The organism is Marinococcus halophilus (genome assembly GCF_900166605.1).
GTDB classification, from domain to species: domain Bacteria; phylum Bacillota; class Bacilli; order Bacillales; family Marinococcaceae; genus Marinococcus; species Marinococcus halophilus.
The window spans coordinates 1,524,528-1,542,630 of the sequence record NZ_FVZD01000006.1 but is presented as its reverse complement, the minus strand read 5'-3'; the positions used below and the strand labels follow the sequence as shown (position 1 = coordinate 1,542,630).

Here is an 18,103-nt window from a genome sequence, read left to right as displayed (position 1 = left end):
CCTTTATAAATAACAGTCTGTTTCATACTAACACGGGGCGGCTTGAAATGAACAGGGAAAGGGGAGGTTTTCCGCAGAAAAGAAGAGCGGCGCCGCTGTCAGAGACTGAAAAAGCATGATATAGTAAATGCAGAAAACGGAGAAAGACCAGAGGAGGCATTTGGGTGGCCAAAGGATTAAGCGGACGGCAGGTAATTCTTGCTGCGTCCCGAAAAACAGAGGAAATGGAAGAGCTGATTCGCCGGCAGGGAGGAGAGACGCTGAACTTCCCGCTCCAGGGCACCTCGTTTCTGAATAAAGAACAGCTGCGGGCGCCAATGCAGGCATACCTGGAGCAGCCGGTGGACTGGAGTATTTTTATGACCGGCATGGGGCTGAATGCCATGCTGGATATTGCGGAGGAAGAAGGGATTCGGGAAGCATTTGTCCAAAAAATTCAGCAGAGCAGCGTAGCGGCCCGCGGCTACAAAACCGCTAATGTTTTAAAAAGCCTGCAGTGTGATATTGCCGCCCGGGATGATGACGGCACGACGGCCGGCATACTGCGGGCGTTGGACGGTCATGATTTTCAGCACAAACAGGTCACGGTCCAGCTGCATGGGATGGAAAACCCCCGGCTCCGGAAGTACCTGGAGGAACGCGGCGCTGAAGTGTACGATATTTTGCCGTACCAGCATACGCCTCCTGAGGAAGACGTGGCAGCTGCGTGCCTTGAAAATCTACTGCATGCAGAAAGTGACGCCATCTGTTTTACGACCGCGATTCAGGTTCATGCCTTGTTTCAGTATGCAGAGCACGCCGGCCGGGCCGGACAGCTGCAGGAAGCGCTCCGGCACCAGGTAGTACCAACGGCTGTGGGGAAAGTAACGGCGGAAGCCTTACGCGAAAGAGGCGTCGACGACTATGTCGTGCCGGAAAACGAACGAATGGGTGCGATGATTGTCGCCTTATCCAAACATTTTGAACAACGAAAGGACTAATTCATTGAAACAATTATTTTCACGTATGCAGCGATGGAACGTATTAAATGACAAAGGGGAATATTATGTGCTCGCTTCGGGAGCCCAGATTGCCCGCCTGTACAAAGAGGATGTTTCCAGGGAGCTTTCCTCCGGGGAGCAAGTAGAAGCAATCAGCTGGTTTGACGGGGCAGGAAACAAGCGGCTGGACGTGCATCTGCCCGATGTGCAGGAAGAGGTTTTTATGTGGCGGAAGGTCGTCACCAGCGACGCGGACCACGGCATCGAGGTAGCGGTCGACGACCGGTGGGAGGCTCCGGTGGAGCGGCACGACTACCTGCAGGATGAGACGTACTGGCCCGCTCCCGGCGAAAACCTGTTTGTGCACCTGGAGTACACTGCGAGCGGCCTGAAAGCTTTTCCGGCCAGTGAAAACGATGTGCAGCATCTGATGGCGCCGGCACCGGCGGACCTGCACCACGCCTGGGTTAACGCAACAGTCTATAGTTCGCCGCCGTTCGGTGCCTTTTTGTTAACTGCCGACCGCTATAAGATCTTTGTGCACGAATCGGAGTGGACGCACCGTCCACGCGTCGGAGAGGAACTGAAGGTCCGGATTACGCACCGCCAGGAGGATGGATCGCTAAACGCCTCGATGTACCCGCCGAAAGAAGTAGCGATCGGCTCGGATGCTCAGCTGCTTCTTGAGCGGCTGCAGCAGGCAGACGGGAAGCTCCCGTTCGGGGACCGCAGCAGTCCGGAAGCCATCCGGAAGGAATTTGGACTCAGCAAGGCCGCGTTTAAGCGGGCGGTGGGGGCGCTGTTAAAAGACCAGCGGATCCGCCAGGAAAACAATACCCTGATTCTCGAGTCTTCGGAGAAGCGAACCGATTAATAACTTTTATGCGTTGACAGGTAGCATACAGGGATAGAAAAGCGGGCCTTACGAGGGCCGCTTGTTTGCTGTACATACGATAAACGCCGGCGTTTGAGCGGGAGCAGTTCATTCGTTGCTCTAGACCTAAAGTATGTTTATGGTATGAGTTTAGCTTAAGAACAGAGGGATAAGGGTATGGTACATGCAATCATACTTTTGAATGGTGGTGGAACAGTGAGCAGCAGGAAAAAAAGCTCCAACGGCAATGACAACCTCACTTACGCGTTCATGGCTGCCGGCAGCTTAATCGGCGGGGCCCTGCCATTACTGCGCAAAGACCTCAGCAAAAAAGTGGAAGAAAATGTGGATCAGGCGGCGAAAAAAGCCCGGAAGCTGAGCCCCGAGCCCTTGAGCCAGGCCATTAAATCCGGGCAGCATACGGAGAAAAAAGCCAAATGCGCAGTGAAAAATGTAAAACGCGCAGCCAAGGTATCGACGTCTGCATTTGCGATGGCCAAGGTGCCGAAAAAGATTAAGAAGAAAATTTATACCCTGCGCTATCACATCGGGGAAGCCGTCATTCATACCGGCGAAAAAATTCAGGGGGCGTACGATCCGGAGAGACCCCCTGCAGACGGAGCGGAAAGTGAAGTGCAGGCGCCGTCCGGAACGGACGAAGCCGCCGCTTCGGAGGAGTCAGCCAGCAGCGGGACCAATGACGCCTGGGAGCAGGAAGAGGAATACGAGGAAGAAAAATTTGAAGGCACGAACGCCCCGGCGCAAAAGCCGGCGAAAACATTGAAGAAATTAAAAAAAGTATCCAATACCTAAAGCTGCGTATATTAATTAAATGAGGTGAAGCGAATGGAACCTAAATTCAAGATTTTCCATAACGATGAAACACTGAGCGAAACGATTGATAAGCTGCGTAACGATGGCATCCGGGATGAAGACATGTACATCCTGGCCTATGATAACGACCATGACCGCCGGACGAGAAAAGAAACGGACGCGAAAAAAGTAGGGGTAAAGGTGGTCGGATTCGGAACAAGCCTGAAAAATGTGTTCCGCGGAAAAACAAAGACCATTTTAACCAAGCTGCAGAAGCTTGGCTTTGACTCGGAAAAGTCAGAGCGGCTGGAAGAAGAACTGCAAAAAGGCAAAACGCTGCTTGTAGTCACCAATCAGGACCGAGTGGAATTTTAAGCCCTGGAAGCAGGGCTTTTTTTAATTCTCTGCAGCGGTCCATGTTATCATATCCGAACGTTTGATATAATTCTTTTGGCTGGTTTTCCGCAGGTCCCTTTGGCAAACACGAGGTTTTTGCGCCTCTAAAGTAATTTTTTTACTATAGAGTTATTCATTTACTTTTGCGCTGGCTGCGAATTTCGCAAGGGATCTATAGCATAAATTCGAAAAAAGGAGGGAGAATCCTGTGTTCATAAGGTCTCCGGCTGCGGTTTTCGAATATTCAGCGGCATGCGGTGGTGCGACGATGGAGGGAATCCCCGTTTCCAACATCCATTCAGAAAAAGGGGGGATCACACTTCAGGAACACCCGGAGACAGGCAAATACATAAAAAAGCGGCGGGCCATGCCTCAGCAAAAACTCCTGGGGAAAGTGCAATAAGCACTGTCATGAGAAAAGAACAACCAGGGGCAAGCCGGCAGCGACAATGATTCCTATACCTAATTTTATGATGCTTGGAGTGTTTTTTTGACGATTTTACTTACTGCGTTACTTGTGATGATATTTTCTTTTGCGGCCGCTCTCATTATTTCTTTAATGCGTCCGCGTCTCCTGCTGAAGGCAGTGCTGCCAGCGCTTGGGCTGACGTTTGTTTTAGCCGTCATTGCCAGCTATTTCTTTCTCCCGCAGTGGACCATGCTGTCCTTGGCTGCTCCCAACCTCGTGGCTCTGTTGGTGTTTAGCAGTATTTTTTACGCCCTCGCCAATGCCTCAGGAGAAGGGATGCCTGCGAAAAGCATCAATATCGCTGCGGTGGGCGGGGCGGTACTTCTTCTATTTTTAGTCGTGCTGCTTGTACGGAGCCTGTTCGGCTATGAAAAAACCCATGAGGCGATCGATAACAACAGTCAGGTGGCCGATAATCCGCCTTTATTTTCCGAAGAGGAAACGCCGGTGCAGGTGGCACCCGAGTCCGCCCGCAATAAAATGCAGAAAGCGATGTCGGAAGTGGATAATGCGCAGTTTTATGATTTTGGGGATATTCAGGCCCAGGTGATTGACGGGGAGCCGATGTATGTTGCCAACGTCGATTACACGAACTTGTTCCGCTGGCTCCGCGGCGACGGGACGCCGGGGTATTTTCAGATTTCTGCCGTGGACCCAGGCGACAACCCGACCTTTGTGGAAGCTTCCATGCAGTACACGAGCAGCAGTTTTTTTAATGAAAAACTAAACCGGGTCATTTACAGCGCTTTTCCGGCCTGGTACCAAAGCGGGAGCACGTACCTGGAAGTAGATGAGGAGGGCAAGCCGTGGTACGTGCAGACGGTTTACCAGAACCGTGACTGGACGTGGCATACCGACCACACTAATGCCCAGGTCGTTGTCGTTGATCCCCAAACAGGGGAAGCGTCCAAGCACAAACCTGAAAACGCCCCGTCGTTTATTGAAAGCTCGTACAGCCCGGCGATGGCAAGTGACATGAATGACAAATACGGAAAATACGGCCAGGGGCTTCTCAACTATATGTTTGGAAAAGAGGATGTTCTTATTCCAAATGAGAACGGCACGGAGAATAAAGTGACGCCCGTCTTTGATGAAAATGGCAATATGAGCTACTTTACAGACTTCACAAGCCCGAATGAAGACTCCGATTCCACGCTCGGTGTTTCCTTCATCAATGCCCGCACAGGAGAGCTCCGCCTGTATAACGGTGAGGAGTACACAGGTGCGATGGATACCCAGGGCGCCCGTGGCATTGTGAACCGGCAGTTCCCGGAGAAAGAATGGACCGGCAGCATGCCGATCATGTACAACATCGACGGCACCGCTACCTGGGTGGTGAATACACTTGACCCTGCAGGGCTGTTCCGCCAGTATGCCTACATTAAAGCCAACGATGCCGATGTATACGCGTTTGGCGATACCGCGCAGGGAGCGTTGGAGAATTACCGTTCGGCGCTTGCTTCCACCGAGGAGGGCGTCGAAGCGAGTGAAGCAAACCGGGAAGAAGCGAGCGGGACAGTGGACCGAATGGCCATTACTCCTGGACCCGAAGATGCCAATCTCGTTCAGTTCAAGCTTGAAGGAGATGAGAGGCTTTACGTCTACAATACCTCAAACGATGCGGACGCGGTGCTGATGCAGTCCGGCGACGAAATTACCTTTACAGTTAACCGGAGTGAGGACATGGGGACAGTCCAGGAAATCACTGAGCAGCCGTGGTAGAACCTGTGCCAGTTTTGTTAATCAAGCGAAGAGCGGACAATGCCATGCTTATCGTAACAGCCCGCTCTCATGAATTTAACTACAGGCAGGGCATACAAGCGTGCCTTTGAAGCGTACCAGTCCGTGCGCGGCGTCTCAGGGCTATACAAACAGCTTTTGCACGCGGTGATCTAAAAATAGAACGCCATTTTTCCAGTGATTTAGTCAGAAATAACCAAAAAAGACTCCTCCGGGGGTCTTTTTTGCTGTCTTTGGGTATTGATAATATCTCCCTTTCCAATTGGCAACGGGAAAGAATTGAAACAGGGGCCGTCTCATTTTGTTCTGAGACGCAGGCGGAACTGGGGACTAATACAAAAATATTGGAGAGCGGGACAGCAGCCGGTAATTATGGGACAGCAAATGAGATAAAAATCCATTTGGAGCGGGAACAGCTTAAAGAAAATCAGAGTCTACAGGAGATTTCACTTGCTGACGAAAATGCCGTCACGGCAAACCGATTGTTTTTCATCGACTCACAAAAAACCCTCGACAATCCAAAAGTCCGCTGACAGCTCACTTAAATAAATCGCTTTGAGCAGGAACCGTGATTCTTGCTGGCCCGAAGGCATACTGGGAGACAAACCTCGCACAGAAGAAGACATTAATTATCATCAATGGAAACGAACGAAGCGACTATCCCGCATTTTGCCGGAGGAGACAGTGTCAACGTGCTAGGGTGAGCAAGGTAAAGCTGAGGACTGAAAGGGAAGGCGAAGATATCAAGCTGACATCAGCGCCCGCGGCGCTTGATTTATTTCTAGTTAACATAATATATATTATCGGAAGTTATGGATATGTTGTTTCAATATCAAAGATAACTTAATGTTTTGAGACAAAAAAAGAAAAAAGCACCAGTACAGATTCGTACCGATGCTTCTTCCCAGGTTCTTCTGCCTGCTGTGGCTTACAGCGTGAGATCGACGGAAAACAGCTGAAAGCTCAAATAAAATAATCCGGCGATAAGCAGTGCGTTGATCAGCCCTTCGCCAAAGGTGGATCCGGTTTTTGTTGTGAATGGGAACCGAAAGGCGTAATGCAGCGGAAACAGCAAATGAACGCCTTTGGTGGTCATCATGTCGAGTACAATGTGGCTGGCAATGCCAAGGCTAATACCCCACTGCAGCGCCAGGCCCCATCCCTCCTGCCACTGGGCAAGGGACAGGAAGACGAGCAGGACGAGCAGCAGGCTGTGCGTAAACGTGCGGTGCCCCACCAGCTTCGAGATCAGATGGGACACGCCCGGCACCCGCCTCCCCATCCAGGAATTGGGCTGACAGATGTCCGGCACCAGGCCCCCAAACACAAGGCTTGCGACGTAGATGCTTGTTTCCCATTCAAAAAAGGCAAACGGCACCGGCGTCAGCCACTGCACGGCAAGCCCTCCTGTGACAGCTCCTATCACATGTGTTCCTGCTTTCATGGTTGTTCAGCGTCCTTTATAAAAGCAGCTGGAGTCTGGTTTACTGGTAAGGTACGTCCTTCCATACCGCTTCAATCACCCCGTGCTTTTTCGTATCAATGACATAGGAGCCATTGCTGTAACGGTCGACCCGCCGGTACTTGGCTGGATCAATCGTCACGGTTGTGTGTTTCGTGCGGGCCTGGAGCACAAATGGCTCGCTGGCCATAATGTAGCTTGCAATAATCCGGTGTGGCTTGGATTTGACCTCTTTCCACAGGACAACGCCTCGTTTGGCCCGGTTTGTTATTGGAATGTCATCCAGGCTCATGCGTTTAACACCGCCGCGCTGGGTCACCATGATGGCATCCTCAGTTTCGTACGCCGACGTCACATGCGCTCCGGTCACGGCATCGTCTTCTTTCAAGTCAATTGCCTTAACCCCGGCAGCCCGCACACCGACAGGAGAAACCTCCTGTTCGTGGAAGCGAAGGCCGTAGTTTTGATGGGTGGTAAGAAACAGTTCCTGCTCCCCGTTCGTTTGGTATACGGCAAGCACTTCATCTCCGTCCTTGACATTCATTCCGATCATGGAACGTCCGTAGCGTGAAGCTTGATAGGCGCTCATCGCGGTTTTTTTGATCATGCCCTGGCGGGTAATAAACACAAAATAATCCTCATCGGTGAATTCCTGCACCGGTACCACGGCCACGAGTGCATCTCCCGGATCGAGCGGAGAAATGTTGCCGATATGCTGGCCGTTATCCTTCCAGCGGATATCAGAGAGCATGTGCACCGGCAGGTAGATAAACTGTCCTTTTTTCGTAAACAACAGCAGCATCTCTGTCGTATTCATGTCGCTGAAAAACAACAGGGCGTCTTCTTCTTTCATCCCTGGCGGTTCGGTGTTCGAAGCCGCATAGGACCGCTGGCTCGTGCGTTTGATGTAGCCTTCCGCCGTAGCCGTAACAATCACGTCTTCGGACGGGATCATCACCTCGCGGTCAATTTTGAGCTCTTCGATTTCCGCTTCAATCACGGTACGACGGGTATCATCATACTGTTTTTTCACTTCCTGCAGCTCTTTTTTCACGACCTGCTGCAGCTTTTTTTCACTTGAAAGAATGCCGCGGAGACGTTTGATTTCCTTTTCCAGCTGCCCGGCTTCCTTCTCCAGCTGGGTGACGTCAGTATTTGTCAGTCGGTACAGCTGAAGGTTCACGATCGCTTCGGCCTGGGCATCCGTAAAGGCAAACTGCTCCACGAGGTTTTCCTTCGCGTTTTTCTTGTTTTCCGACTGGCGGATCGTATCAATCACCTGGTCGAGTACGCTGATCGCCTTAATCAGCCCTTCGACGATATGTTGGCGCCGCTCCGCTTTATCGAGCTCAAACTGGGAGCGGTTGGTGACGACGCTCCGCCGGTGGCTGATGTAGGCATCCAGCAGCTGCTTTAGATTCATCAGCTGCGGGGTCCGGTTGTTGATGGCGACCATATTGAAATTGTAGGACACCTGCAGGTCGGTCATTTTGTAATAAAAGTTGAGCACGCTCTGGGCATCGGCGTCTTTTTTCAGCTCAATGACGACCCGCAGTCCCGTGCGGTCCGTATCATCACGAACTTCTGCGACCCCGTCGACTTTACGGTCGAACCGGAGCTCGTCCATTTTCTTTACAAGCGAGGATTTATTTACTTCGTACGGAAGTTCGGTAATCAGGATCTGCTCCCGGCCGCCCCGCACCTGCTCAATGCTCGTTTTGGCACGGACCACGACTTTGCCCCGCCCGGTCTCATACGCCTGGCGGATGCCGTCCCTGCCCTGGATCACGCCGCCGGTTGGAAAATCGGGCCCCTGGACGTACTGCATCAGTTCATCGGTGGCCACCGCCGGATTTTCCAGCTGGGCAACGGCCGCATCAATAATTTCCCCCAGCTGGTGCGGCGGAATATCGGTGGCGTACCCGGAGGAAATACCGGTCGATCCGTTCACCAGCAGATTGGGAAATTTCGCCGGCAGGACGGTCGGCTCCTCCTGGGTATCGTCAAAGTTCGTTACATGCTCCACCGTCTGTTTTTCAATGTCTTTCAACAGCTCCGACGAAACGTTTGCCAGCCGTGCTTCCGTGTACCGCATCGCCGCCGGCGGATCCCCGTCGACGGACCCGTTGTTGCCGTGCATTTCAACGAGCGGGGCGCGTACCTTCCATTCCTGGCTCATCCGCACCATCGCTTCATACACCGAGGAGTCGCCGTGGGGATGGTAGTTCCCGATCACGTTCCCGACCGTTTTTGCGGCTTTGCGGAATGGTTTGTCCGCGGTGTTGCCGTCTTGAAGCATCGCAAACAGAATCCGGCGCTGGACGGGCTTTAACCCGTCACGCGCATCCGGGAGGGCACGCTCCTGAATAATATATTTGCTGTAGCGCCCAAAACGTTCCCCGAGAACGTCTTCAAGGCGCAGATCCAAGTATTGTTCTGCCTCAGCCACTTACGGTTCCTCCTTAATAATCTGCAAATCAGTGTTATCTAAAATATTCAAGTCCTCTTCCATGCCGAACGCCACGTTGGATTCGATCCATTTGCGCCGGGGCTCTACTTTATTGCCCATCAGCGTGGATACGCGTCGGTCTGCGCGGGCGCCGTCTTCCACCGTCACCCGGATAAGGGTCCGGCTCTCCGGATTCATCGTCGTTTCCCACAGCTGGGAGGCGTCCATTTCCCCGAGACCTTTATAGCGCTGGATGGCGTAGCCTTTGCCAACACGCTGAATGGCTTCCTGGAGGCCGTTTTCCTCCCAGGCGTATTCGGCTTTCTGTCTGGCCCCGCTGCCCTTGCTGACCTTATAGAGCGGCGGCAGCGCAATATAGACTTTTCCCGCTTCCACCAGCTCGCGCATGTAGCGGTAGAAAAACGTCAGCAAAAGCACCTGGATATGAGCGCCGTCGGTATCGGCGTCCGTCATAATGACAACTTTGTCGTAATTCCGGTCCTCGAGGGTGAAATCCGTACCAACCCCGGCCCCGAGTGCATAGATAATGGTGCGGATCTCTTCGTTTTTCATGATGTCATCGAGCTTGGCTTTTTCGGTGTTAATTACCTTGCCGCGAAGCGGGAGTACGGCCTGGAACTTCCGGTCGCGCCCCTGCTTGGCGGAGCCGCCGGCCGAATCGCCCTCGACGAGGTACAGCTCGTTGCGCTCCGGGTTCTTGGACTGCGCCGGGGTGAGCTTGCCACTCAGGAGCGCGTCTTTTTTCCGGTTCTTTTTGCCATTCCGGGCTTCTTCGCGGGCCTTGCGCGCCGCTTCCCGCACCTGGGCCGCTTTGATCGCCTTTTTGATCAGCATGGTGCTGACCGTGGAATTTTCTTCGAGAAAATACGTCAACCGATCTGTAATATACTGATCCACGGCAGACCGGGCTTCCGGGGTGCCGAGCTTGCTTTTCGTCTGGCCTTCAAACTGCAGCAGATGCTCGGGAATCCGGATGGAGACCACGGCGGTCAAGCCTTCGCGGATATCGCTGCCGTCGAGGTTTTTGTCCTTCTCCTTCAGCAGCTGGAGCTTGCGGGCATGGTCATTGAGTACACGGGTGAACGCCGAACGGGCGCCGGACTCATGGGTGCCCCCGTCCCGGGTGCGGACATTGTTCACAAACGACAGCATGTTTTCAGTGTAGCCGTCGGTGAACTGGAACGAAAAATCCACTTGAATGTCCTGGGCCTGGCCTTCAAACGATACGACCGGATGGAGCGTTTCCTTGTCTTCGTTCAAGTATTCCACAAACGCCTGGATGCCGGTTTCAAACTGAAATTCCTCGGACACCGTTTCTTTGTCGCGCTTGTCATGCAGGCGGATGCTTGTGCCCTTCAGCAGGAATGCCGCTTCACGCAGGCGTTCGGCGAGGACGTCAAACTGGTAGTGCACCGCATTGAACATCGAAGCGTCCGGCTTAAACCGGATCGTCGTGCCGGTTTTTTTGGTGCTGCCCTTCTGTTCGAGGGTGGTGACGGGCCGGCCCCCGTTCTCAAAGCGCTGCGTGAAAATCTGGTTGTCGCGGTAAATGGTGACTTCGAGCCACTCTGACAGCGCGTTTACGACCGAGGCGCCGACGCCGTGAAGCCCGCCGCTCGTCGCATAGCCGCCCTGCCCGAATTTCCCGCCGGCGTGCAGCACGGTCAGGATGACTTCCGGGGTCGGCTTTCCGGAGCTGTGGGTGCCGGTCGGCATGCCCCGGCCGTGGTCGGAAACGGCGACGCTTCCGTCTTTGTGCAGGGTTACTTCAATGACGCTGCCGTAACCGGCAAGCGCTTCGTCCACCGAATTATCGACGATTTCAAAAATCAGGTGGTGAAGCCCGCGGCTGTCCGTGCTGCCGATATACATGCCCGGCCGTTTCCGGACCGCTTCAAGCCCCTCCAGTACCTGAATGGATTCATCATTGTATTGATAGGATTTATCTGCTGCCACTCCTGTCTCTCCCTTCTTCCTTCTCCGTTCTAGTTATATTTCATACTAACACAGTTTGTCAATGAACGGGAACATATGTTTCGATTTTGGCCTGTTTCTGCCCGCAGACAGGAAAACCTTGGCAGGAAAGCCCTGCCAAGGTTGAATGCTGGTTGATATAATCGTGCTATGCGATTGCATGCTCCACTTTGATGCAGCGGTCCATGATTACCGTCATGCCCGCATTGGCTGCAATGTCGTACGCTTCTTCGCTCACCAGGCCGAGCTGGGCCCAGAAGACGTCCGCATCCACCTGGGCGGCTTCTTCGGCCACACCTTTCAGAAACTCGCTGCGGCGGAACACATTCACGATATCAATGTGCCCTTCGATGTCTTTCAGGGAGTCCACGGCCGGAATGTCAAACACTTTCTCCACCGTTGGGTTCACCGGGATGATCTCATAGCCGGCTTCAAGCATGACTTTGCTGATCTGGTACGACGTCCGGTACGGGTTATCTGACAGGCCGACGACCGCGATACGCTGGCTGCGGTCAAGAATGGCCCGTATTTCCTGTCGTTCAGGGTTTTTCATTGGGAATTCCTCCTTTAAATACTAACTAGCAGGCGGTTAATTGCCGCCAAGCAGATTGTTTTCCTCCAGGTACGTCCGGGCAACTTCCCGGTGATCCGCGTTTTCATAGTCCACCTGGTAGTTCATTTCCTGCATTTCTTCATTGGTAATCTGGCCGCCAAGACGGTTTAACGCCTCTTCCAGGCCGGGGTTGTCATCCAGGGTTTCCTGCTTCAAGAGCGGAGCGCCCTGGTACGGCGGAAACACATTTTCGTCGTCTTCTAGTACGGTAAGCCCGTACTCTATGATATACGCATCGGTGGAGTAGGCGTCAATTAAATCGATCTGGCCCTCCTGCAGGGCATTCGAACGAAGGCCGGCATCAAGAGTTTCCACTTCGTCAAACTCAAACCCATACGTCTCGACAATCGCGGGATAGCCGTCGGTCTGACGGTCAGCAAATTCGAAGGTAAACCCGGGCACAAGCTCATCGGTATGCGGCTCGAGCTCGGAAATCGTTTCAATTCCGAGGCGGTCCGCCTCTTCCTGCCGGAGCGCCAGCGCATACGTATTGTTGTACTCCATCGGCTCCAGGTAGGCCAGGCCGTCATCTTCAAGCAGGCTGCGCGCCTCTTCGTATACTTCCTCGCGGGTGCTTCCGGCCGGCACCCCCTGGTCATACAGGTTGGCGGTAACGGTCCCGGTAAACTCCGGATAAATATCAATGTCGTCGGACTCCAGGGCGTTAAACGCGATGCTGGTGCTCCCCAGGCCGGCCTCAACGCTCGTCTCAAGATCGGTGTTTTCCTCAATCAGGAGCGAATACATGTTGGCGAGAATTTCAGGTTCGGCCCCTTCCTTCCCGCCGATCACGAGCTCTTCCTGCTGGGTGGAGGCCAGCGCCGGGGGGATGACGACTAACAGGGCCACGCCGAGAACAACTGCTACGGGAGCAAGCGCTTTGCCCTGGGAGGTGCGTTCTGTGATCCGTAGCACCAGGTCAAAAAACAGGGCCAACAGAGCAGCTGGAATGGCGCCGAGCAGAATATAGGCGTTGTCTGCCCGGTCGATGCCCGTCATGATGAAATCACCGAGGCCTCCCGCACTGATCAGAGCCGCCAAGGTGGCGGTCCCGACAATCAAGACCATGGAGGTCCGGATCCCGGCCATGATCACCGGCATGGCCATCGGCAGCTCAATTTTGCGCAGGCGCCGGAAGGAATTCATCCCCATGCCGGTGGCCGCTTCCACAAGAGCCGGATCCACGCCGGCGATGCCGGTGTAGGTGTTACGCAGGATCGGAAGCAGCGCATAGGCGGTCAACGCGACCACTGCCGGCACCGTGCCGATCTGGTTGAGTATGAGAATCATAAACCCGAGAAGGGCCAGACTCGGGATCGTCTGCAGCACAGCGGCGACGCCGATGATTGGTTCGGCAATCGACCGGCGCCGGGTTAAAAGCACGCCGACCGGCACCGCAATAAACGACGCGCACAAAAGCGAAATCAGGCTCATATTGACGTGCTCCCACACGAGGGTCCAGAACTGTCCCTGTTCATCAGTAAACAGCTGATACGTATTTTCGAGAAGGTTCATGCTTTCGTGTCACCTCCTGCGGATGCGAGCTTTGCTTTCTGCAGAAACTGCATGACGTCTTTGTAGCTGAGCGCCCCCACGAGCCGCCCTTCCTCGAGCACCGGCAGCGCTTCGGCCTCGGTGTCATTAAAGGTTCTAAGGGCGTCGTACAGCACGTGATCCGGGGAAATCACGGTTTTCTGGGACGTGATCGAGTCGCCGTCCCGCCGGCCGAGAAACGTGTCATTCTGGTCGAAAATATAGAGCGGCGCCGGGTACAGCGGCATCTCGGGCATATCGTGGACGCTTGCAATGTACTGGCTGTCCCGCCCGCTCATGACCGATCGGACCGGGGTATCCCATTCGTCCCGGCGGTCGCCGATAAAGTCGCGCACAAAATCGTTGGCCGGTTCATTTTTCAGCTCCCGGGGCGTGCCGGTCTGGACGACGTCGCCATCTTTCATGAGACAGATCCGGTCGCCGAGGGCGAGTGCTTCGTCCATGTCGTGGGTAACAAAGACGATCGTTTTCTGGATATTCTGCTGGAGGGCCCGGATGTCCTCCTGCAGCTGCTCCCGGCTCAGCGGATCGAGCGCGCTGAACGGCTCGTCCATCAGAATAATGTCCGGATCGGCAGCAAGGGCCCGGATGACCCCGATCCGTTGCTGCTGGCCGCCGGAGAGTTCCGACGGCTTCCGGTTGCGGTATGTATCCGGGTCGAGACCGACCATCTCCAGCAGTTCATCGACGCGGTCCTTGATCTCGTTTTTCTTCCAGCGCCGCATTTCCGGAACAACCGCAATGTTTTCCGCGATGGTCATCGTCGGAAACAGCGCAATCTGCTGGAGTACGTACCCGATGTTCCAGCGCAGCTCGTGGCGGTCCCATTCCCGGATATCCTTGCCCTGAATATGAATCGTGCCGGCGGTGGGCTCAATCAGCCGGTTGATCATTTTCAGCGTCGTCGTCTTGCCGCAGCCGCTCGGGCCGATCAGGACGAAAAATTCCCCCTGCTCGACCGTGGCGTTGAAGTTCTGGACGGCCGGGTGTTCAGCGCCCGGAAACGTCTTTGCAATGTCAGTGAATGTAATCATGCCAATCCCCCTCTAATGGTTCTGGTGCAAGGGACATCTAAAATATTAGAGTCTCTACTTTATTTCACAAAAGCGCCTCCTTCAAACGTCCCGGGACGGAAATTCGCCGCCGGAGGCACCGGCGGGATCAGGACCAGCGGTACAGGCTCTGATATTTGTGGGACAAATGAGCGAGCAGCGGCTCCGGGTTCGTCCCTTCCCCGGTGGCGGCCGTAACGATCTCGGCCGGGCGCTTCATCCGCCCATGCTGGTGCACGCGTTCGGTCAGCCAGTGCCGGATCGGCGCAAGGTCGCCGCTTGCAACCAGATCGTCGAATGCCGGAAGGTCACGGACTATGGCCTGCTGAAACTGGGCGGCGTAGATATAGCCAAGCGCATACGACGGAAAGTAGCCAAAGGCCCCGCCTGCCCAGTGCACGTCCTGCAGCACGCCTTCCGCGTGATTGGATGGCAGGACGCCGAGGTACTGCTTCATTTTTTCATTCCAGGCCTCCGGCAGGTCCTTTACCTGCAGGCTGCCTTCGATCAGAGCTTTTTCCAGCTCGTAGCGGAGAATGATGTGCAGCGAATACGTCATTTCGTCAGCTTCGATCCGGATCAGGGACGGCTCGACGCTGTTGACGGCAAAATAAAAATCATCGAGGGCCACGTGCTGAAACTGGCCGCCGCTAAGCTCCTGGAGTTTGCCGTAGTTGTTTTCCCAGAACGAGCGGGTCCGCGCCACGAAATTTTCCCAGAAGAGCGATTGCGACTCATGAATGCCCATGGACGCCCCGTCCGCTAAAATGGTGCCGGCCAGGTCCGTGCCGAGGTTCTGCTCATACAGCGCATGGCCGCCTTCATGGATCGTACCGAACACGGCGGTGCGGAAATCGTGTTCGTCGTATTTGGTCGTGACCCGCACGTCGTTGTGGTTCAGGCCGACGGCAAACGGGTGCACGGCTTCATCAAGCCGTCCGGCATCAAAGTCGTACGTCATCTGCCGGAGCACGTGCTCGCTGAAGGCACGTTGCCGGTCCTTTGGAACATGGGCATGCAGAAACGATGTATCGGGCCGGGCCGGGGCTGCTTTCACCTGTTCCACAAGCGGCAGCAGGCCGTCCCGGAGCTTGGAAAATGTATCATCGAGGGTCGAGACGGTCATGCCGGGCTCAAAGTCATGCAGCAGCGCGTCGTATGGATGCGCCTCGTACCCGAGGTAATCGGCGAACCGGCGCTGGTACGCCACAATTTCTTCCAGGTAGGGGCGGAAACTTTCGAAATCCCCGGAGGCTTTCGCCTCTTCCCAGTATGATTCCGTTTTGGAAGTGAGCGTGGTGAACGCTTGATACTCGTTCCGGGGCAGGCGCTCCATCCGCTCCACATCCACCAGGGTCTCTTCCGCAGCCCGCCGCGCAACGGCGGAGACCTGCTCCGCCGCTTCCGGTTCGAGCAGATGCTGGCTCATGTCCTTCAGGTGCCCGGAGGTTTTTCGGGCAAACAATTCAGCGGCAAGAGCCCCCACCACCTCCGAGCGTTCCTCCACGCCTTTTCTGGGCGCGCCGGTCCGCGCGTCCCAGCCAAGCAGGCTGAGCGCCTGGTCGTAGGCATTCAGGCTGCGCTGTTCGTTCAAAAACTCCTGTTCGATTTGTGCATAATCCGGCATGACGATTCCTCCTTGATATGAACTCTGTTTGGTATGGCTCCTTCCTTCATGATATAACAAAGAGTGGAAGGGAGCGAAAGATACGTATGCAAATGACCATTACCGAAGAAGCCGGCCAGCACTACAAGCAGGAAATGGATCTGGCCGACGGTGCCGCGGTGCGCCTGTTTGTCCGCATTGGCGGCGTTGGCTCCGGCGGATTTTCCATCGGGGTTGACCCCGGCGAGCCGTCCGCCGTCAGTTACCAGACAGAAGCAGGCGGCCTCCGCTTTTTTGTCGAGCCGCAGGACCAGTGGTACCTCGACGGCATGACCATCAGCTATCATCCGGCCATCGACTATCTTCATTTCGATAACCCCCGGCTCGGGGACACCGACCACCCGAACAATTAAGACGGGCGCGGGGACCTTGGTCCCCAGTACTGGTAATAATCCGTCTTGAGATTGCCATTGTAAAGCTTGCGCCGTTTGGTCGCCTGCCGGCCGAACAGCGCTTCAAACCGTTCGTGCGACGTCAGGACGTAGTAGGACCAGGTCGGCGTCTCCCGGGCGATCTGGCCGAGCGCCTGATACATTTTCTCCACCTCGTCGCGCTCCCCGATCCTTTCCCCGTACGGCGGATTACTGATCACCGCCCCGTACTCGCCTTTCGGCTTAAAATCCCGTGCCGCCATCTGCTTAAACGTAATCAGGCCGTACATGCCGGCTTCCTTGGCATTTTCCTCGGCGACTTCGATCGCTTTGGGGTCTAGGTCGCTGCCCATAATCATCAGCGGCTGGTCGTCGCGAAGAAGGTCTTCGGCCTCCTGGCGTGCGGTTTCCCATTGCATGGCTTCGGCCCACGGCCACGTTTCGCTGACAAACGAGCGGTTTACGCCGGGCGCCATGTTCTGGCCGATCATGGCCGCTTCGATGGGGATTGTCCCCGAGCCGCAGAATAAATCCACCAGCGGGTGGTCCGGGTGCCAGTTGGCGAGTGTGATCAGGGCCGCGGCGAGCGTTTCCTTGAGGGGGGCCCGGGCATGCGTTTCCCGGTAGCCGCGCTGGTTCAGTCCGGCTCCGGACGTGTCGAGCGACAGGACGGCTTCATCCTTATGCAGCGCCACTTCGAGCCTAAAGAGCGCTCCGTTTTCCGGGAACCATTCGCTCTGGTAGGACTGCTTCAGCCGTTCCACGATCGCTTTTTTGACGATTGCCTGGCAGTCCGAGACGCTGAACAGGGTAGATTTGACCGAGCGTCCGCTGACGGGGAATTCGGCATTTTCGGGCAGAAACTTCTCCCACGGGAGAGCCTTCGTCTGTTCGAACAGCTCATCAAACGTTTCGGCGGTAAACGAGCCGATTTTGATTTTAACCCGGCCGGCGGTCCGCAGCCACAGGTTGGCCCGGGCGATGCCCTCGGCGGGCGCTTCGAATTCCACCCGGCCGTTTTCGGTGCGCAGGTGCCGGTAGCCGAGCGCTTTGATTTCTTTGGCGACCAGGGCTTCGAGCCCCATCGTTGCCGTGGCGATTAAGGTGTATGTTGGTTGTGTCATAGGTTCCTCCTTGGAGTGAAATATCCGTTCATATCTACTAAAAAAACCCCTGAATTCCTCCAGGGGTTTTGCTTCAAGAAGCCGGGGCCGTTCGTGTAAGCCATGTTCTGTTCCCTTGTGCTGCCAGCGGCTGTTCACCTTGCACTCGGGTGGTAATCATCTATCTGCAGAAAACTTCTGCCCTTTCGTTCCGTTGTATTCCTTCCGAAAGGCGCCCCTACCTAATTTTGGGTTTCTCGCTCGAGGGGTTTACCGCGTTCCACTCCGGCCGTTTCCCGCCGGACTACGTCACTGTGGCACTGTTCAGGGGACTCCAGCCATATCCGGTGGGACACAGGCTGTTTCCCCGCCGTCAGCCCCGAAACGGAGCTGCTCTGACTTATGGTTTCGTCAGACACGAACACTACAGCCGTCTCAGGCTGTGCGAGCATGGACTTTCCTCTGCATGGGTACATGCAGCGATCACCTGAACGGCTCCCGGCTCTGTATGACCATGAACCATTATATCGGTTCCGGGCGGGAGAAGCAAGAAAAGAAATTGCCGC

At 55.0% G+C, this 18,103-nt stretch carries 15 protein-coding genes and 1 other RNA gene; 7 read left to right on the top strand and 9 right to left on the bottom strand.

The window, feature by feature from the left end:
- Positions 1 to 164 precede the first annotated feature (164 nt).
- From B5066_RS13885 to B5066_RS13855, 6 genes are all read left to right on the top strand, one after another.
- Positions 165 to 980: a uroporphyrinogen-III synthase gene (locus tag B5066_RS13885; RefSeq protein WP_179124118.1), complete on the top strand. Its 816-nt coding sequence runs from the start codon at positions 165 to 167 to the stop codon at positions 978 to 980.
- Between the two features lie 4 nt (positions 981 to 984).
- On the top strand, positions 985 to 1,854 hold the full coding sequence (locus B5066_RS13880) for a S1 RNA-binding domain-containing protein (RefSeq protein ID WP_143745444.1): 870 nt from the start codon (positions 985 to 987) through the stop codon (positions 1,852 to 1,854).
- Between the two features lie 177 nt (positions 1,855 to 2,031).
- Positions 2,032 to 2,667, top strand: a complete 636-nt coding sequence (locus B5066_RS13875) for a hypothetical protein (protein ID WP_079476494.1) — start codon at positions 2,032 to 2,034, stop codon at positions 2,665 to 2,667.
- Positions 2,668 to 2,700: 33 nt separating this feature from the next.
- Positions 2,701 to 3,042, top strand: a complete 342-nt coding sequence (locus B5066_RS13870; protein WP_079476493.1) for a YflT domain-containing protein — start codon at positions 2,701 to 2,703, stop codon at positions 3,040 to 3,042.
- A gap of 511 nt (positions 3,043 to 3,553) precedes the next feature.
- The gene (locus B5066_RS13860; RefSeq protein ID WP_079476491.1) at positions 3,554 to 5,254 is read left to right on the top strand and encodes an FUSC family protein; all 1,701 of its coding nucleotides are present in this window, start codon (positions 3,554 to 3,556) and stop codon (positions 5,252 to 5,254) included.
- Positions 5,255 to 5,496: 242 nt separating this feature from the next.
- The gene (locus tag B5066_RS13855; RefSeq protein ID WP_079476490.1) at positions 5,497 to 5,805 is read left to right on the top strand and encodes a hypothetical protein; all 309 of its coding nucleotides are present in this window, start codon (positions 5,497 to 5,499) and stop codon (positions 5,803 to 5,805) included.
- Between the two features lie 395 nt (positions 5,806 to 6,200).
- Here B5066_RS13855 and B5066_RS13845 read toward each other — a convergent pair whose 3' ends face one another.
- The 7 genes from B5066_RS13845 to B5066_RS13815 all read right to left on the bottom strand — a co-directional run bounded on the left by B5066_RS13845 (position 6,201) and on the right by B5066_RS13815 (position 16,024).
- The gene (locus B5066_RS13845) at positions 6,201 to 6,716 is read right to left on the bottom strand and encodes a metal-dependent hydrolase (RefSeq protein WP_079476488.1); all 516 of its coding nucleotides are present in this window, start codon (positions 6,714 to 6,716) and stop codon (positions 6,201 to 6,203) included.
- Positions 6,717 to 6,756: 40 nt separating this feature from the next.
- Entirely contained in the window at positions 6,757 to 9,183 is a 2,427-nt protein-coding gene (gene parC / locus B5066_RS13840) for a DNA topoisomerase IV subunit A (protein WP_079476487.1), read from the bottom strand.
- The gene (gene parE / locus B5066_RS13835) at positions 9,184 to 11,160 is read right to left on the bottom strand and encodes a DNA topoisomerase IV subunit B (protein ID WP_079476486.1); all 1,977 of its coding nucleotides are present in this window, start codon (positions 11,158 to 11,160) and stop codon (positions 9,184 to 9,186) included.
- Positions 11,161 to 11,326: 166 nt separating this feature from the next.
- Entirely contained in the window at positions 11,327 to 11,731 is a 405-nt protein-coding gene (locus B5066_RS13830; protein ID WP_079476485.1) for a CoA-binding protein, read from the bottom strand.
- 36 nt (positions 11,732 to 11,767) lie between these two features.
- Positions 11,768 to 13,306 (bottom strand): ABC transporter permease/substrate-binding protein, encoded by a 1,539-nt coding sequence (locus tag B5066_RS13825; RefSeq protein ID WP_079476484.1) that lies wholly within the window; start codon positions 13,304 to 13,306, stop codon positions 11,768 to 11,770.
- Positions 13,303 to 14,379: an ABC transporter ATP-binding protein gene (locus tag B5066_RS13820; protein ID WP_079476483.1), complete on the bottom strand. Its 1,077-nt coding sequence runs from the start codon at positions 14,377 to 14,379 to the stop codon at positions 13,303 to 13,305. Before B5066_RS13820 ends, B5066_RS13825 begins: the two co-directional genes overlap by 4 nt.
- A 127-nt stretch (positions 14,380 to 14,506) precedes the next feature.
- Entirely contained in the window at positions 14,507 to 16,024 is a 1,518-nt protein-coding gene (locus B5066_RS13815) for a carboxypeptidase M32 (protein ID WP_079476482.1), read from the bottom strand.
- Between the two features lie 86 nt (positions 16,025 to 16,110).
- Between B5066_RS13815 and B5066_RS13810 the strand changes: the two genes are divergently transcribed.
- On the top strand, positions 16,111 to 16,416 hold the full coding sequence (locus tag B5066_RS13810) for a HesB/YadR/YfhF family protein (RefSeq protein ID WP_079476481.1): 306 nt from the start codon (positions 16,111 to 16,113) through the stop codon (positions 16,414 to 16,416).
- On the opposite strand, the gene B5066_RS13805 is transcribed toward B5066_RS13810, so the two are convergent.
- Complete coding sequence (locus tag B5066_RS13805) at positions 16,413 to 17,558, bottom strand: THUMP domain-containing class I SAM-dependent RNA methyltransferase (protein WP_079476480.1); 1,146 nt, start codon at positions 17,556 to 17,558, stop codon at positions 16,413 to 16,415. The genes B5066_RS13810 and B5066_RS13805 overlap by 4 nt on opposite strands.
- A gap of 91 nt (positions 17,559 to 17,649) precedes the next feature.
- An RNA gene (rnpB, locus tag B5066_RS13800) (RNase P RNA component class B) lies at positions 17,650 to 18,031 on the bottom strand.
- Between the last annotated feature and the right edge of the window lie 72 nt (positions 18,032 to 18,103).

Coding starts and splice junctions, on each gene's coding strand:
- B5066_RS13815 (WP_079476482.1), bottom strand. CDS start 16,024: ATGCCGGATTATGCACAAATCGAACAGGAGTTTTTGAACGAACAGCGC.
- B5066_RS13825 (WP_079476484.1), bottom strand. CDS start 13,306: ATGAACCTTCTCGAAAATACGTATCAGCTGTTTACTGATGAACAGGGA.
- B5066_RS13810 (WP_079476481.1), top strand. CDS start 16,111: ATGCAAATGACCATTACCGAAGAAGCCGGCCAGCACTACAAGCAGGAA.
- B5066_RS13820 (WP_079476483.1), bottom strand. CDS start 14,379: ATGATTACATTCACTGACATTGCAAAGACGTTTCCGGGCGCTGAACAC.
- B5066_RS13875 (WP_079476494.1), top strand. CDS start 2,032: ATGGTACATGCAATCATACTTTTGAATGGTGGTGGAACAGTGAGCAGC.
- B5066_RS13805 (WP_079476480.1), bottom strand. CDS start 17,558: ATGACACAACCAACATACACCTTAATCGCCACGGCAACGATGGGGCTC.
- B5066_RS13845 (WP_079476488.1), bottom strand. CDS start 6,716: ATGAAAGCAGGAACACATGTGATAGGAGCTGTCACAGGAGGGCTTGCC.
- B5066_RS13870 (WP_079476493.1), top strand. CDS start 2,701: ATGGAACCTAAATTCAAGATTTTCCATAACGATGAAACACTGAGCGAA.
- B5066_RS13830 (WP_079476485.1), bottom strand. CDS start 11,731: ATGAAAAACCCTGAACGACAGGAAATACGGGCCATTCTTGACCGCAGC.